The organism is Oscillibacter acetigenes, assembly GCF_025567605.1.
GTDB lineage: Bacteria > Bacillota > Clostridia > Oscillospirales > Oscillospiraceae > Oscillibacter > Oscillibacter welbionis.
The window spans coordinates 209,033-223,889 of the sequence record NZ_JAOQKG010000005.1; the positions used below are offsets into that span (position 1 = coordinate 209,033).

The following is a 14,857-nucleotide window of genomic DNA, read 5'->3' on the forward strand; positions in this document are numbered from 1 at the left end:
CCCCGCAGATTGCCTGTTCCTTGGCGGGAGATCACTTGATTTCCACGCCCATGGCGTCCTCGTAGTATTTGGCCAGTGCGCACTGGTCCTCGTCGATCATGCCGCGGGCGTCCATCCAGTCCATCTGCTCCTTGACGATCTCCGTCATGGGCAGCTCCACCCCCAGGTGGGCGGCCACGTCCATGGCGTTGTTGATGTCCTTCAGGTGGACGGCGATCCGGGCACTGGCGGAGAAGTCTCGGCTCAGGAGCTTGGGGACCTTTCCGTCCATCACTGCGCTCTGGGCAAAGCCGCCCTTGATGGCGTCAAAAAGGGTCTGAGGATCCAGCCCGGCCTTTTTCGCAAAGGCGAATGCCTCTCCCATGGCGCACAGATGGATGCCCACCATCATGTTGTTGGCCACCTTGGCGGTGCTGCCGCAGCCGGAGGGCCCCATGTAGGTGGCGGTCTTACCCATCATCAGCAGGTAAGGCCGGACCTCGTCAAAGACCTCTTTCTCGCCGCCGCACATGATGACCAGGGTGCCGCCGTTGGCGCCGGTCTCGCCGCCGCTGACCGGAGAGTCCAGCAGATGGAAGCCCTTCTCCACCGCCGCGGCGTGGAGCTCCTGAATCACATAGGGAGAGGTGGAGCCCATGTCCACAATGGTGGTTCCGGGCCGGGCAGTCTCCATGATCTCCGTGATGGTGGCCTTCACGATGGCGTTGGTGGGCAGGCACATGAAGATGATGTCGCAGGTTTTGTACAGTGTTTTAGCGTCGTCCAGGACCTTGCCGCCCCGGGCGGCAAACCGCTCCCGCAAAGCGGGCACGGGGTCGTAGCCATAGATGTCGCAGCCGCTCTTGTCGATCAGATTGCCTGTCATGCCGTAGCCCATCACGCCAAGGCCCAGATATCCAAGTGTTTTCATGCCCATTGACCTCCTGTTCTAAATTCCGGAAAGGACTGCCCTGTTATTTCCTGCGGGGCGGGATGTGGACCGCGCAGCCCAGTGCGTCCAGCGCACACTCCCGCATGGTCTCGGTGACGGTGGGGTGGGAATGGATGGTGGCTGCCAGCTCATCCAGCGTCAGCTCGCTGCCGATGGCAAGCGCCCCTTCGCAGATCAGATCCGTGGCGCGGGGCCCAATGATGTGCATACCCAGCACCTCGCCGTATTCCCTCCCGGCGATGATCTTCACCAGGCCCTCGCCCCCGTTCAGGATCAGAGCCTTGCCGTTGGCGCTCATGGGGAACTTGCCCACCATGTAGTCGATCCCCTGCGCCTTGGCCTGCTCCTCTGTGAGACCCACAGAGGCAGCCTCCGGCTCGATGTACACGCAGGTGGGATTGGTGGATTCGTCGTAGTGGGCCTCCATGCCGCAGATGTTCTCCGCAGCCACCTCGCCCATGGCGCTGGCGGTGTGGGCCAGCTGGGCCTTGCCGAAGACACAGTCGCCGATGGCGTACACGCCGGGCACGCTGGTCTCCATCTTGTCGTTGACGATGATCCGGCCCCGGTCGTTGGCAAGGCCGGCAGCCTCCAGGTTCAGGCTGGCGGTGTTGGCCTTCCGGCCGATGGCCACCAGGACCTTCTCCGCCTCAAAGCTGACAGTCTCGCCAGCCTTGTTCCGGCAAGTGACCTTGGCGCCCACGGGAGAGGCCTCCACGGCCTGCACCGGGCACTCCAGGTTGAACGCCATGCCCATCTTCTTCATGTGGGCCACGCCGATCTTGGTCAGGTCGCCGTCCAGCATAGGCAGCATGTGGTCCAGCGCCTCCACCACGGTGATCTTGGTGCCGAAGGCCGCGTAGGCACAGGCCAGCTCCAATCCGATGACGCCGCCACCGATGACCACCATGCTCTTGGGCAACTGTTCCAAGCTCAGGGCGCCGGTGGAGTCGATGCAGTTGGGATTCTCCTTCAGACCGGGGATGGGCGGCTGGGCGTTGACGGAGCCGGTGGCCACGATGATGGCGTCGGCGGTCATCTCCTCCACGGAGCCGTCGGACTTCTTCACAGAGAGGGTCTTGGGGCCGGTGAAGCTGGCCTCGCCGTCGATCTTCACCACCTTGTTGGCCTTCAGCAGTCCCGCTACGCCACTGGTCAGCTGTTTGGAGACGGCGTTCTTGTGGGCGATCACCTGGGGGAAGTTCACCCGGACGCCGTCCGCCTCCACGCCGATCTCCGCGCCCTGGTCCTTGATCTGGGACACCAGCTCTGCGCTGTGCAGCAGGCACTTGGTAGGGATGCAGCCAATGTTCAGGCAGGTGCCGCCCAGGTGCTCCCGCTCCACCAGGGTCACCCTGGCGCCCAGCTGGGCCGCCCGGATGGCGGCCACGTAGCCGCCGGGGCCGCCGCCGATGACCAGCACGGTCCCAGGCCCGTTGGGGGCAGCCGCGGCCTCCACAGCCGGGGCGGCAGGTGCCGCGGCTGCGGTGGGGGCCCCCACCTGCTCGCCGGGCCGGCCGATGTAGCCCAGCAGGCCCTTTACCGGCACGTCGGCGCCCTCCTGGGCCACGATCTTCAGCAGGACGCCGTCGGTTTCCGCCGCCACCTCGTTGGTCAGCTTGTCGGTGGTAATCTCCAGCAGGGGCTCACCGGCCTTGACGGGATCGCCCTCCGCCTTCAGCCACCGCTCCACGGTGCCCTCCTCCATGGTCAGCCCCAGCTGGGGCATTTTGATTTCCGTTGCCATTGTTTACGCTCCTCACAGCAGGATGTCCATGGGATGCTCCAGCAGATCCCGGACTGTCATCTCGAATTTGGCCGCTACCGCGCCGTCCAGCAGTCGGTGGTCGAAGGTCAGGGAGATCCGCAGCACCTGATGCTTGGCGATGGTGCCGTCGTCCTCCATCACCAGCTCATCCTCCGTGCAGTTGACGCCCAGAATGGCCGCGTCCGGCTGGTTGATGATGGGGGTGAAGCTCTCCACGCCGAACATGCCCAGATTGGACACGGTGAAAGTGGAGCCCTTGTACTCGTCGGCGCCCAGCTGGTTGGCACGGGCCCGCTCCGCCAGATCCCTGGCCTTGGCGGACAGGGCCTCCAGGCTCAGCAGGTCCGCGTCCCGGATCACGGGGACGATGAGCCCCGCGTCCAGAGCCACCGCCATGCCCAGATTCACATGGGCCCGGCGGATGATCTGCTCCCCGTCCAGGCTCACCAGGATCTCCGGATGACGGCGCAGGGCCTTGGCCACGGCCTTCAGCACAAAGTCATTGACAGAGAAGGCATGGCCCTCCTCCTTCAGCTTTTTGCGGAAGACCAGCAGGGCGGTGACGTCCACCTTCACCGTCTGGGTGACGGTGGGGATCTCCACAGCAGAGGTGTACATCCGCTGGGCCACCACCTTCCTCATGCCGGTGAGCTTCTCCACCGTGTCGCCCTCCATCAGCTCCAGGTTCTTCACCGGGAAGGCGGTGCCGGAGACAGCCGCAGGCGCGGCGATCTTCCGATCAGCAGGGGCGGGAGCAGCTGCCTTGGGCGCGGCCTCCGCCGCAGCCAGGATGTCCCGCTTGACGATCCGGCCGCTGGGGCCGGTGCCGGTGAGGACGGTGTAGTCCACGCCCATCTGTCCGGCGATCTTCCGGGCCAGGGGAGAGATTCGGATCCGCTTGCCCCCGGCCGCCGGGGATGCCGCAGGGGCAGAAGCCAGCGCAGCCGCAGGCTCCGCAGACGGGGCAGCAGAAGCCGCGGATACAGCGGGGGCAGTAGTCTCCCCCACCTGTTCGCCGGGCTGGCCGATGTAGGCCAGCAGTCCCTTCACCGGTACATCCTCGCCCTCCTGGGCCACGATCTTCAGCAGGACGCCGTCCTGCTCGCTGGTGATCTCATTGGTGAGCTTATCAGTGGTGATCTCCACCACCACGTCCCCGGCCTTTACAGCGTCTCCCTCGTGCTTGATCCACTGGGAGACGGTTCCCTCCTCCATGGTCAGGCCCAGCTGGGGCATCAGTACTTCATAAGCCATCTCACACGCCTCCTCACTTGTTCAGCACGCGCTTGACAGCCCGCACGATATCCTCCGGATGGGGGAAGTTCTTGTCCTCCAGCACCGGGCTGAAGGGGGAGCAGATGTTCAGGCCGCAGACCCGTTCCACCGGGGCGTCCAGCTCATCAAACAGCTCCTCTGCGATCTGGGCAGAGAGCTCACCGGCGTAGCTGCCCCGCTTGACCTCCTCGGAGACGATGATGACGTTGTGGGTCTTGGAGACGGACTTCACGATGGCATCCCAGTCCAGGGGCACCAGAGTCCGCAGATCCAGGACCTCCACGTCGATGCCCTCCGCCTCCAGGGTCTGGGCGGCCTCCAGGGCGAAGTGGACCTCACGGCTCCAGGTGATGACGGTCAGGTCCCTGCCCGCCCGCTTCACGTCCGCCGCACCCAGGGGGATGGTGTACTCCCCATCGGGGATCTCCTCCTTGTGGGCGTACAGCAGCTTGTGTTCCAGGAACACTACCGGGTCGTCGTCCCGGATAGCGGACTTCAGCAGGCCCTTGGCGTCGGCAGCGGTGCAGGGGGCCACCACCTTCAGTCCCGGGAAGTGGCAGAAGAAATTCTCCAAGCACTGGGAATGCTGGCCTGCGTTCCGGCGGCCGGCGCCCATAGGCGCCCGCAGGACCATGGGGACGCTGCACTGTCCGCCGGTCATGTAGCGGATCTTGGCAGCCTGGTTGAACAGGGGATCCGCGCACTCCGTGGCGAAGTCATCGTACATCAGCTCCACCACGGGCCGCAGCCCCCGCATCGCGGCGCCCACGGCCATGCCCACAAACCCCTCCTCGGAGATGGGAGTGTCAATGACGCGGTTGGGGCCGAACTCCTCCAGAAAGCCCTTGGTGATGGCGAACACATTGCCCATGACGGCCATGTCCTCGCCCATGATGAAAACCTTTTCGTCCCGGAGCATTTCCTCGTGCAAGGCTTCACCGATGGCCTTGCTGACGGTGATCTTCTTGCTCATCTCGCCACGCACCTTTCGTTGTCAGTCACATACATATCATCCAGCACCGTCGCGGGGTCCGGATATGGGGACGCATCCGCGAACTTCACAGCCTCGTCCATCTCGGCCTCTGCGTCCTGCCGGATGGCGTCCAGCTCCTCCTGGGCGGCGCCGCTCTCCAGCAGCCGCCGCCCCAGCTTCTCGATGCCGTCGTTTGCCAGGGCGTGCTCCATGTACTCCTTGGGGCGGTAAACCGCCGGGTCACCGCAGTAGTGGCCCTGATAGCGGTATACCTTGGCCTCCACCACATAGGGTCCCTTGCCGCTGCGGGCGTGGTCCAGGGCGACCTTCATAGCCTCATACACCGCGATGGCGTCCGTGCCGTCCACCACGGCGTAGGGCACGCCGTAGGCCGCGGCCCGGGAGGCCAGATCCGGGGTGTTGGTGACCCGGTGGATCTCCGTGGACACGCCGTAGCAGTTGTTTTCAATGAACCAAACCAGCGGCAGCTTCCAGGCGGCGGCCATGTTCAGGGACTCGTGGAAGGAGCCCTCGTTGGTGGAGCCGTCGCCGAAGCAGCCCACGGTGACGGAGTCGTCCCCCATGATCTTGGAGGCCAGGGCGCTGCCGGCGGAGATGGGCTGCCCGGCGCCCACGATGCCGTTGGCGCCCAGGTGGTTCATCTTCTCCATGTCCGCAATGTGCATGGAGCCGCCCTTGCCCTTGCAGTAGCCGGCAGCCTTGCCGAACAGCTCCGCCATGGCCCGCTTGGGGTCCGCCCCGCGGGCGATGGCATGGCCATGGCCCCGGTGGGTGGAGGTGAAGTAGTCCCTGGGCTCGATGGCCGCGAAGGCACCGGCCTCCGCTGCCTCCTGACCGATGCTCAGGTGGATGTTGCCCGCCAGCATGCCCTTGGTGAAGCACTCGGCGGCGTGTTCCTCAAAGGCCCGGATCCGGACCATGTCCCGGTACAGGGACAACAAAAAGCTCTTTTCATAGGTAGCCACGATTCAACACGACCTTTCTCAGTGTACGATGGAATAGTAGATAAATACAGGGATCAGGGACAGCAGCGGCAGAATGACCGTCTCCATCGCCACATGCTTGTAGCCCTTCTTATAGGACACGCCGGACAGGGCGAACAGCATCACTACGGTGCCGTTCCAAGGCAGGGTGTCCAGTCCGCCGCAGGCGATGGAGGCCACCCGGTGGATGATCTCCGGCGTGTAACCCCAGGAGATGAAGGTCTCACCGAAGAGCTCCAGCGCGATGGTCAGGCCGCCGGAGGCGGAGCCGGTGATTCCGGCGATGATGGTGGTGATGGCTGCCACCTTCACCAGGCCCGGAAGCGGCAGGTTGATGATGTTCTCCTGCACCAGGGCGAACACGTCGGTGGCGGAGACCACCTTGCCCACGCCCACCACGGAGGCGATGATGATGCAGGGGAAGATGCCGTTGTTGAAGCCCTCGGAGACAACCTCCCCAAAGCCCCTGACGCCGCCCAGGGATTTGCAGAAAAACAGCAGGGACAGCACGCACCCGGCCGTGAGGCCGTACAGCAGCTCCACGCCGAAGCCGTTGATGAGGACGAAGGTCACCACCATGGGCAGCAGGGAGATCCAGAAGCCCGGAGCCCGCTGCTCCAGCTCTTTCTCGTCCAAAATGCCGCCCTGGACCTGGTAGAGCTCGATGGCCGCCTCCGGGTCGTCATGGCCCTTCTTCACCTGCCAGTAGAGGTAGCCGACACCTACGACGATCATGAACAGCGTGGCCAGCACGCCCTCCACCGGAGCGGCGGTCAGCGCCGTGCCCAGGATTCGGGAGGGAATGATGTTCTGCATCTGCAGGCTGCCGGGCATCTGGCCCATGGCAAAGGTGGCGATGGCCAGGCCGGTGATGCCGGGGAACAAGTACCATGGGATGCCCGCCTTGGGGAACAGGATCTTGGCAAAGGGCAGCAGCACGAAGATCATCACGGTCACCTGGATGCCGCCGTACACCAACAAGGCGCCTACCAGTACGTAGATCAGCAGCGTCCACTGGGTTCCGGCCTTGTTGATGAGGGTGCTGCTGATGCGCCAGGTGGCGCCGCTCTTGTCATACAGCGCGCCCAGCAGGGCGCCCAGGGCGAAGATCACCAGCCAGCTGCCCACGAAGTCCTTCATGCCGATGAGGAAGGGGCCGTCCGCCCCCACCAGGGAGGCCGCCACGTCCAGCCCGCCGAACAGGGCCACGATGGCCGCAGCCAGCACTGCCGCCAGGAACATGCTGATTTTTTTGTAAGCCGCAAAGATCAGCACCGCGAATGCCAGAATGATTCCAATCACGCTCACTACGATCATGTTGTCTATATCCTCCCGTCCTTCTCTGTCAGATTTGATGAAAGCGGCGCCCTCTGCCGTGTACCCTCCTTTCCCGCGCCCCCCAATATGTCTTCCAATTTGAATTTTAGCAACTGGCAATTCAATAGTGAAATACCATGTTTTTATGCAGGAATAACAAAAACTTATAAACAGCTAGTCAAAAAAATGTCAATTCGCACTTTTGGCATAAAGAAAATCTTGATTTTTCAATAAAACTCCTTTATTCTTAAAGAAAAGCGCGGCGGTGCGCCGCCGGAGGGATGGGAGGTCTGCCGGATGCTGAATCTGAAGCGGCTGCAATATCTGGACGCGGTCTACCAGTATAAGAATTTCACCCAGGCCAGCGAGGCGCTCTACGTGTCCCAGCCGGCCATCTCCTCCGCCGTCCAGGCGCTGGAGGAGGAGCTGGGGGTGCGGCTGGTGGTCCGCAGCTCCAAGGGCGTTACCTTTACATACGAGGGCGAGCAGTTTATGATCTGGGCGCGGCGCATCCTCAGCACCTGTGAAGCGGCGGAAAATGCCATGCGGGATCTGGCCGGCACGGCGGAACAGCGCCTGCGGCTGGGAATCTCCCACGTGCTGACGAATCCCATCGTGCCCATGATCTTCTCTACCTTTCTGCGGGAGCACCCCAAGGCGCAAATCTACCTGAACGAGGGCTCCATGAACAAGCACGTGGAGATGGTGACGGGTGAAATGCTGGACCTGGCTTATAACGCCTTCCCCACAGCGCCGGAGGCGGAGGAGCTGGAGATCATTCCTATGGGCACTATGGAGATCCACGCGGTGCTGCATCCGGACCATCCCCTGGCGCGGCTGGACCGGATCCCCCTGGCGCGGCTGGGGGAGGAGAAGCTCATTATGATGGACGCCCAATCCAAGGTGAAGGAGTTGATGAGCCGGGAGTTTGAGCGCCATCAGGTGATCCCGGACATTCTCTTCAACTATGACCAGGTGCTGTGCATGGCGAATCTGGTCCGCTCCTGCCGGTACGTGGGCATCATCAGCGTGGCCCAGGGCCAGCAGGCCCTGGGCTGCGAAGGGCTGGCGATCCGCCCCTTCGAGGAGCCGGTGGTGTTCGACGTGGGGTTCTTTCTCAAAAAGGGGCGCTATCTGCCCAAGCTGGGGTGGGAGCTGATCCGCTTCATCCAGGAGAACACCCTGCGGGGCGGCACCTAACCGCGGGAACTCCTTTCCAAAACATCATGGCAAAAAAGCTGGCTGCCCGGCGGGCAGCCAGCTTTTTTGCGACGCAGCTGCATCGCAGAAATTTGTGAACGGTATTTCCCTGCCCTTCCCAGGCAGCAGGAGCCGGATGCGCCCCCTCATGCGCAGCGGCGAGCGTTTCTTTTCGCGGCGCGCTGCCGTACTTGTGAAGCTCCGTGCCTGTTCAATGGACCGTATCCTGAAACAGCCGGACCATGGCCGCCACGGCGCGGTCCGCCCCGTCGGGGTCATGGGCGAGGACGGCCTCCATGATGGCGTAATGGGTGTTGTAGATCCGCAAATTGATCTCCCGCAGCTGCTCCGGTGTGTAATCCCGAATCGTCTCCACAAACACATCCGTGTTGAGGCGGACAATCACGTCATTAATCAGAGAGGCCAGCGTGTTGTGGCTGGCCTTGGCCAAAGCACTGTGGAACGCCACATCATACTCCTGGAAGCTGAAGAGGCTGTCCAGGTTGGCCTTCGCGCCCTCCAGGGTCTGCCGGAGCGCCTCGGCATCCTCCTCCGTGTGGTGGATGGCAGCCAGACGGGCGCAGCTGCGGTCGTTGATATGCCGATACTCCAGCAGCTCATCCAGATTGATGGCCCCCATGGCCACCAGGTTTTTCAGGGGCTCTTCCACGGATTTCAGGGAGACGCCCCGGATCACCGCGCCGCCGGAGCTGCCCACGGCGGTTTCGATCAGTCCCTCCTGCTGGAGCATCCGCAGCGCTTCCCGCACCACAGGGCGGCTGCGCTGGAACATCTCCGCCAGCTCCCGCTCCGGCGGGAGCCGGTCCCCCGGACGCAGTTCCCCGGAAATGATCTTGGGGTAGATCTGATTGTAAATAGCCTCGGACGCCCGCTGGGTCTTGGCAGGCGTGAAGAGGGCCTTGGAAGAAGGCTGCTCCATCATGGTTCTCCTTACCCTTCCTGCTTTTTGTGAAAAGTATATCATACTCGAAAGCCGGAATCAAGGGAGAGTCCGTAGGATGCCTGCAGGAGTGGCGAGACATATCCACACGCGACATTGTTAAAAATTGTGCAAAATAGCTCGTTATTTTAATAACGCTTGACGAGCATTGGGTAAAGTGCTATAAAATAAAGCAAGAAATATAAATGGTAAAACCATTTATAAGGCAACATATTTTGTTGTCAGGCCGGCGGCACGACTGTCATGTCCCGGCAGCAAGCGACCCTTCGCAGAGAATCGACAGGATAAAAGAAAAAGGAGTGTTTGATGTGAAAAAGACGTTGGCAATGGTATTGGCACTTGTGATGATGTTTACCCTGCTGACAGGCTGCGGCGGTGGAGGCGGTGATTCCGGCGGAGACGGCACCGGCGCGGAATACACCTGGCGCATGGCGCTGAACGGCAGTGCCCCCGGCGAGCTGGGCTATGATATGGCCACGTTCTTCAAGGAGAAGGTAGAGGAGCTCACATCCGGCCGCGTCTCCATTGAATTCTACGGCGGCAACAGCCTGGGTTCCACCACTGAGGTGCTGGAGGGCATGGCTGCCGGCGTAGCGGACATCACCTGCGAGTCCGTGGGCACGCTGGCTCCCTTCACAAATCTGGCAAATATCGACATCATGCCGTACATCTACAACGGTTACGACCACTTCCAGGCGGTCTGGGGCGGCGAGCTGGGCCAGGAGATTCTAGACACCGTGGGCAATGACTCCGGCTTCAAGCTGATGGGCGCCGGTTACCGTGGTGCCCGGATCGTGACCGCCACCAAGGAGATGAAGACCGTGGAGGACTTCGCCGGCTTCAAGCTCCGCAGCCCCAATCTGGAGGGCTACATCAAGGTTTGGGAGTGGATGGGCTCCGCCCCGACTCCCCTGGCTATGGGCGAGACCTACACGGCTTTGCAGCAGGGCACCGTGGATGGGCAGGAGAACTCCATCCTGGACTCCCAGAGCTATTCCTTCCAGGAGGTCTGCCCCTACTGGATTCTGACCAACCATGTATACAGCGCCAACACCATCATCATGGATAAGGCGTACTTTGAATCCCTGCCGGAGGACATCCAGTCCGCGCTGGAGGAGGCTGCCGTCTATGCCGGCGAGCAGATCGGTCAGGAGGTGCTGGAGCGGGAGGATGCCGCCAAGGAAGAGCTGACCGCGGAAGGCGTCACCTTTGTGGATGTGGACAACGCCGCCTTTACCGAGCATTTCAGCGGCTATGCGGAGGCCAACTTCCCCGATCTGGCCGACTGGTGCAACCAGATCCGTGCACTGGCTCCCAATGCCTGACAACCGCCACGAAGGACATAGCGAGGTGTCAAACATGCTGAGAGGATATTCCAAATTCCTAGATGTCCTGGAGAAGGTCGAGAAAGCGATCCTGGCTGTCACCGTAGGGATTATGGTCATCATCATCGCCTACCAGGTCATCATGCGGTACATCTTTGCCCACGCCAACTCCTGGAGCGAGGAGCTGGCCCGGTATCTGTTCATCTACGACGTGATGATCGGTGCAGCCATTGCCATCCGCCGCAACAGCCATCTGCAGATCGACATTCTCATCAATCTGATGAAGCCGAAGGTGCGGACCATCCTCACCATCATCGCCACTCTGGCCGGCATGGTGTTCATGGTATTCCTGCTGTCCTACTCCATCACCCTGGTGCAGACCGGCGCCCGCACCATGTCTGCGGGGCTTGGGATCCCCATGTCCATCCCCTATTCCTGTATGCCCGTCGGCATCGTGCTGATGCTCCTGACTTCCATTGAGGTCCTCTTCAAGAACATCTCTGCCCTGCGCGGGGCCGGAAAGGAGGCCCAGGTATGAACGCCGGCCTGTTAATCATCATTCTGCTGCTGGGTCTCGCCCTCCTGGGATTCCCCATCTACATCGCCCTGGGCATCGGCGCCCTGGCAGCCCTGAACCTGGCGGACCTGCCCCTGATTGTGCTGCCTCAGAGAATGTTCGCGGGCATGAACGGCAGCGCCCTGCTGGCCATCCCCTTCTTCATTCTGGCGGGCAATATCATGTCCCGCAGTATTACAGGAAAACTGATTGACATTTGTAATGCCATTATAGGACACATCAAGGGCAGCCTGTCCCTGGTGACCATTCTGGCCTCCGCCCTGTTCGGCGCTATCTCCGGCTCCGGCGTGGCCACCGCCTCCGCCATCGGCGGCATCACCATCCCCGCCATGAAGCGGGAGGGCTATCCCGCCCCCTTCGCCGTGGGCGTAGCGTCCATCTCCTCCATCCTGGGTCCCATCATTCCGCCGTCCATTGTGCTGATCGTGTACGCCAGCATCACCAATGTGTCCGTGGCGGAGCTGTTCCTGGGCTCCGTGTTGCCGGGCATCATTCTGGCGGTGGCTCTGATTGCCTACGGCCTGTATTACGGCCACAAGCACAATCTGCCGGCCCATGAGAAGCCCAACCTGAGGAAGATCGGCTCCTCCGTGCGCAAGGGCATCTGGGCGCTGCTGATGCCCATCATCATCCTGGGCGGCATCTTCGGCGGCATCTTCACCCCCACCGAGGCCTCTGCCGTGGCAGTGGTGTACAGCCTGATCATCAGCCTCTTCGTATACAAGGACATGAGCTTCAAGGAGCTGCCCCAGGTGTTTGTGGAGGGCGCAGTTTCCACCGCCACCATCATGGTGATGGTGGGCCTGTCCTCCGCCTCCAGCTATGTAATCACCACCTCCGGCCTGCCCCAGCAGCTGGTCTCCTTCTTCAGCTCCATCACAAACAGCCCCGTCGTCATTCTGCTGCTGCTGAACATTCTGTTCCTGATCATCGGTATGCTGATGGAGGCCAACGCGGCTGTGGTGATGATGACCCCGATCCTGCTGCCGCTGTTGAATGCCTTCGGCATCGATCTGCTGCAGTTCGGCATCGTCATGAGCTTCAACCTCTGCATCGGTCTGGTGACGCCGCCGGTGGGCCTGTGTCTGCTGCTGTGCAACCAGACCGGCGAAACCCGGCTGTCTCACTCCCTGAAGGCCATGATGCCCATGCTGCTGATCTCCATTATCGTGTTGTTCCTCATCACCTATGTCTCGCCCCTCACCACCTTGCTTCCCAGCATCATGGCGGGCTGATTGCGAAGAAAGGAAGTCTTGGATATGCAAAAAATCGGATTTTTGGGAATGGGCGTCATGGGACTGCCTATGGCGAAAAACGTGGTGCAGAAGTGCGGGCTGCCCGTGCTGGGCTACGATGTGGTCCAGCAGCAGATGGACGCCTTCCGGGAGGCAGGCGGCATCCCCGTCAGTGACCCGGCAGAAATCTACAAGGCCTGCGACGTGATCCTCCAGATCCTGCCCACCCATCCCATCATCCGCAACAGCGTGGAGCAGGCCATCCAGTACGGCAAGCCCGGCAATGTGATTGTGGACCTGAGCTCCACCGCACCGGACATCATTCTGGAGCTGTACCAGCAGGCCAAGGACGCGGGGATGTTCCTGCTGGACTCCCCGGTCAGCGGCGGCAACCCCATGGCCATCGCCGGGACACTGGCCATTATGACCGGCGGCGACAAAGAGGCCTTTGACAAGGTAAAGCCGGTCCTGGCGTGCATGGGCAGTCCCGTTTACACCGGCGGCCCCGCCAGCGGCAGCGTCACCAAGCTGGTGAACAACATGATCGGCGGCGCCATCCTGGTGGCCATTGCGGAAGGCTATGCCTTCGCAGCCAAGGCGGGCATCGACCTGCAGACCACGTTCGAGGCCACCCGGGGCGGCTTTGCCGGCGGTCCCATGTACGACAACAAGGTGCCCAAGATCATCAAGCGGGACTACACCCCCGGCGCGCGGATCGCCGTCCACCGGAAGGACATCCTGAACGCCAAGCACTATGCCCACAAGCTGGACATCGACACGCCGCTGACAGATGTGGTCCTCCACGTGATGGACTGGATGAACGACAACGGCCACATCGACGAGGACCAGGCGGCGCTGGTCAAGTATTACGAGGACAAGATGGGCGTGAAGGTCGGCCGGGAGGAGACGGCAGACTGACGCTTGTCAGACGATCAATCTCAGAGTGCGCGGGGACCGGATGCCTGTCCGGTCCCCGCGCATTTCTGTAAAGAGGGGCCGCCGGCTTTGCCGGCGGCCCCTCTTTGATTCAGGAGACCAGGTCTGCTCCAAAGGCTCACGCCCCGGCAAGGCACTGCTCCAGCGCATCCAGCGCCTCTCCGGCATCCGCTCCGTCTGCGGTGATCGTGATCCGCGTCCCCGCTCCGATGGACAGGGAGAGCACACCCAGCAGGCTTTTGGCATTGACGTTGTTGTCGCCGTATACGACGCGGACGACGCTGGTAAAGCGGTTGGCAGTCTGGATGAACCGGGCCGCCGTCTGATGGTGCAGGCCGTCAGGGACCTGGACCGTGACTTCTCTCGTGCACAGCATAAGAAGACCTCCTCAGTTTCTCCTTGCCGCGGGCTGTCCGCCCGCTGTGATGGAACAGAATAATTATACCTTCTTTTTCCTGTCCGGGCAAGGGGGTAACGCAAACCCGAGAGCGCCGGGATGGCCCCTGACAGAAGCATGGAGACGTGCCGCATCCGAAGGCACAGCCATCCCGCAGCCTCACGGCCTGCCGCTCCGGGGACCCAGGGGCACCCCGCAGGGCCGCATCAGCTGGAGTGCGCAATGCCCGGCGGCAAAATCCCTGATGCGCCGGGTTCCATCCCAGGGGCTTTTCACAGCCTCCGCATCATTTGACACCCGAAAAAGTCCCATGCCTCGGCTCCCGCCCCCTGCTGCCCCGTAAATAGCATCCGCCTCAGCGCATCTCCCCTACGGCAGCATCTGCTTCCGGTCCAGCTCCTCCAGCCAAGCGGCCGTGTTTGCGAAAATGGTCCGGTAAAAGCCGCTGTCCATGAAATCGTCGAAATCCTCCATCTTCAAAAAGGCGGCGTTCTGGGTGTGGCGGCCGTCGATCTCATCCAGGTGATTCAGCACGCCGTACTCTTCGCCATAGAGGCCGATGAACTGCCAGAACACGGGGAAACGGGAGGTCTTGATGAGGATCTCCTCGATCTCCCAGTCGGACTGCAACCGGCCATCCGTCAGGAACAGCACCAGAATGGGCCTGCGCAGGCCGCCGTAGATCATCATGATGTCCCGCATAGCCTCCGGCTCGTTGTTGTACTGGTAGTTGAGCATGCTCATCCACCGCTCGTATCCGCCGGCCTGAGAGAAGGTGTAGTCCCGGATGTTGTCCAGCGTCACCGGCTCCAGCTGGCGGCTCTTCGCAGCAAAGGCCCAGCAGTCCAGGGCGCCGCTGTCTGACAGGGTGGAGGACAGGGCGAAGAACTTGTCGAACATCTGCTGGACCCGGCCCCCGCGGTACAGGTCGAACATGGAGCCGGAGGCATCGGCGCAC

At 62.1% G+C, this 14,857-nt stretch carries 14 protein-coding genes; 5 read left to right on the forward strand and 9 right to left on the reverse strand.

Going from position 1 to position 14,857, the window contains the following annotated elements:
- Nucleotides 1-31: 31 nt before the first annotated feature.
- From OCV80_RS11855 to OCV80_RS11880, 6 genes are all read right to left on the reverse strand, one after another.
- Nucleotides 32-910, reverse strand: a complete 879-nt coding sequence (locus OCV80_RS11855) for an NAD(P)-dependent oxidoreductase (RefSeq protein ID WP_267288420.1) — start codon at nucleotides 908-910, stop codon at nucleotides 32-34.
- 43 nt (nucleotides 911-953) lie between these two features.
- Nucleotides 954-2,678, reverse strand: a complete 1,725-nt coding sequence (lpdA, locus tag OCV80_RS11860; RefSeq protein ID WP_267288421.1) for a dihydrolipoyl dehydrogenase — start codon at nucleotides 2,676-2,678, stop codon at nucleotides 954-956.
- Between the two features lie 12 nt (nucleotides 2,679-2,690).
- On the reverse strand, nucleotides 2,691-3,953 hold the full coding sequence (locus OCV80_RS11865; protein ID WP_267288422.1) for a dihydrolipoamide acetyltransferase family protein: 1,263 nt from the start codon (nucleotides 3,951-3,953) through the stop codon (nucleotides 2,691-2,693).
- A gap of 13 nt (nucleotides 3,954-3,966) precedes the next feature.
- Entirely contained in the window at nucleotides 3,967-4,947 is a 981-nt protein-coding gene (locus OCV80_RS11870) for an alpha-ketoacid dehydrogenase subunit beta (protein ID WP_119310441.1), read from the reverse strand.
- Nucleotides 4,944-5,888 carry a thiamine pyrophosphate-dependent dehydrogenase E1 component subunit alpha gene (locus tag OCV80_RS11875; protein ID WP_051319924.1) on the reverse strand — a complete coding sequence of 315 codons (945 nt, stop codon included), beginning with the start codon at nucleotides 5,886-5,888 and terminating at the stop codon, nucleotides 4,944-4,946. The genes OCV80_RS11870 and OCV80_RS11875 overlap by 4 nt, the downstream gene beginning before the upstream one ends.
- Before the next feature lie 63 nt (nucleotides 5,889-5,951).
- Complete coding sequence (locus OCV80_RS11880; RefSeq protein WP_267288423.1) at nucleotides 5,952-7,268, reverse strand: GntP family permease; 1,317 nt, start codon at nucleotides 7,266-7,268, stop codon at nucleotides 5,952-5,954.
- Between the two features lie 297 nt (nucleotides 7,269-7,565).
- Between OCV80_RS11880 and OCV80_RS11885 the strand changes: the two genes are divergently transcribed.
- The gene (locus tag OCV80_RS11885; protein ID WP_025544778.1) at nucleotides 7,566-8,468 is read left to right on the forward strand and encodes a LysR family transcriptional regulator; all 903 of its coding nucleotides are present in this window, start codon (nucleotides 7,566-7,568) and stop codon (nucleotides 8,466-8,468) included.
- A gap of 211 nt (nucleotides 8,469-8,679) precedes the next feature.
- On the opposite strand, the gene OCV80_RS11890 is transcribed toward OCV80_RS11885, so the two are convergent.
- Complete coding sequence (locus OCV80_RS11890) at nucleotides 8,680-9,408, reverse strand: FadR/GntR family transcriptional regulator (protein WP_025544779.1); 729 nt, start codon at nucleotides 9,406-9,408, stop codon at nucleotides 8,680-8,682.
- A 329-nt stretch (nucleotides 9,409-9,737) separates the two neighbouring features.
- Between OCV80_RS11890 and OCV80_RS11895 the strand changes: the two genes are divergently transcribed.
- The 4 genes from OCV80_RS11895 to OCV80_RS11910 are packed head-to-tail and all read left to right on the forward strand — an operon-like array spanning nucleotide 9,738 to nucleotide 13,484.
- Nucleotides 9,738-10,754, forward strand: coding sequence for a TRAP transporter substrate-binding protein (locus OCV80_RS11895; protein ID WP_036629491.1), 1,017 nt, complete (start codon nucleotides 9,738-9,740; stop codon nucleotides 10,752-10,754).
- Nucleotides 10,755-10,788: 34 nt separating this feature from the next.
- Nucleotides 10,789-11,292 (forward strand): TRAP transporter small permease, encoded by a 504-nt coding sequence (locus OCV80_RS11900; protein WP_025544782.1) that lies wholly within the window; start codon nucleotides 10,789-10,791, stop codon nucleotides 11,290-11,292.
- On the forward strand, nucleotides 11,289-12,566 hold the full coding sequence (locus tag OCV80_RS11905) for a TRAP transporter large permease (protein ID WP_021747776.1): 1,278 nt from the start codon (nucleotides 11,289-11,291) through the stop codon (nucleotides 12,564-12,566). The genes OCV80_RS11900 and OCV80_RS11905 overlap by 4 nt, the downstream gene beginning before the upstream one ends.
- Before the next feature lie 24 nt (nucleotides 12,567-12,590).
- Entirely contained in the window at nucleotides 12,591-13,484 is an 894-nt protein-coding gene (locus OCV80_RS11910) for an NAD(P)-dependent oxidoreductase (protein WP_021747777.1), read from the forward strand.
- Nucleotides 13,485-13,620: 136 nt separating this feature from the next.
- Here the strand turns inward: OCV80_RS11910 and OCV80_RS11915 are convergent, their stop codons facing one another.
- Nucleotides 13,621-13,878, reverse strand: coding sequence for an HPr family phosphocarrier protein (locus OCV80_RS11915; protein ID WP_021749720.1), 258 nt, complete (start codon nucleotides 13,876-13,878; stop codon nucleotides 13,621-13,623).
- A 390-nt stretch (nucleotides 13,879-14,268) separates the two neighbouring features.
- Nucleotides 14,269-14,857, reverse strand: a 589-nt coding sequence (locus tag OCV80_RS11920; RefSeq protein WP_267288424.1) for a VWA domain-containing protein, incomplete at its 5' end; no start/stop codon positions are given.

Coding starts and splice junctions, on each gene's coding strand:
- OCV80_RS11890 (WP_025544779.1), bottom strand. CDS start 9,408: ATGGAGCAGCCTTCTTCCAAGGCCCTCTTCACGCCTGCCAAGACCCAG.
- OCV80_RS11915 (WP_021749720.1), bottom strand. CDS start 13,878: ATGCTGTGCACGAGAGAAGTCACGGTCCAGGTCCCTGACGGCCTGCAC.
- OCV80_RS11875 (WP_051319924.1), bottom strand. CDS start 5,888: ATGGTCCGGATCCGGGCCTTTGAGGAACACGCCGCCGAGTGCTTCACC.
- OCV80_RS11900 (WP_025544782.1), top strand. CDS start 10,789: ATGCTGAGAGGATATTCCAAATTCCTAGATGTCCTGGAGAAGGTCGAG.
- OCV80_RS11870 (WP_119310441.1), bottom strand. CDS start 4,947: ATGAGCAAGAAGATCACCGTCAGCAAGGCCATCGGTGAAGCCTTGCAC.
- OCV80_RS11910 (WP_021747777.1), top strand. CDS start 12,591: ATGCAAAAAATCGGATTTTTGGGAATGGGCGTCATGGGACTGCCTATG.
- lpdA (WP_267288421.1), bottom strand. CDS start 2,678: ATGGCAACGGAAATCAAAATGCCCCAGCTGGGGCTGACCATGGAGGAG.
- OCV80_RS11855 (WP_267288420.1), bottom strand. CDS start 910: ATGAAAACACTTGGATATCTGGGCCTTGGCGTGATGGGCTACGGCATG.
- OCV80_RS11885 (WP_025544778.1), top strand. CDS start 7,566: ATGCTGAATCTGAAGCGGCTGCAATATCTGGACGCGGTCTACCAGTAT.
- OCV80_RS11880 (WP_267288423.1), bottom strand. CDS start 7,268: ATGATCGTAGTGAGCGTGATTGGAATCATTCTGGCATTCGCGGTGCTG.
- OCV80_RS11865 (WP_267288422.1), bottom strand. CDS start 3,953: ATGGCTTATGAAGTACTGATGCCCCAGCTGGGCCTGACCATGGAGGAG.
- OCV80_RS11905 (WP_021747776.1), top strand. CDS start 11,289: ATGAACGCCGGCCTGTTAATCATCATTCTGCTGCTGGGTCTCGCCCTC.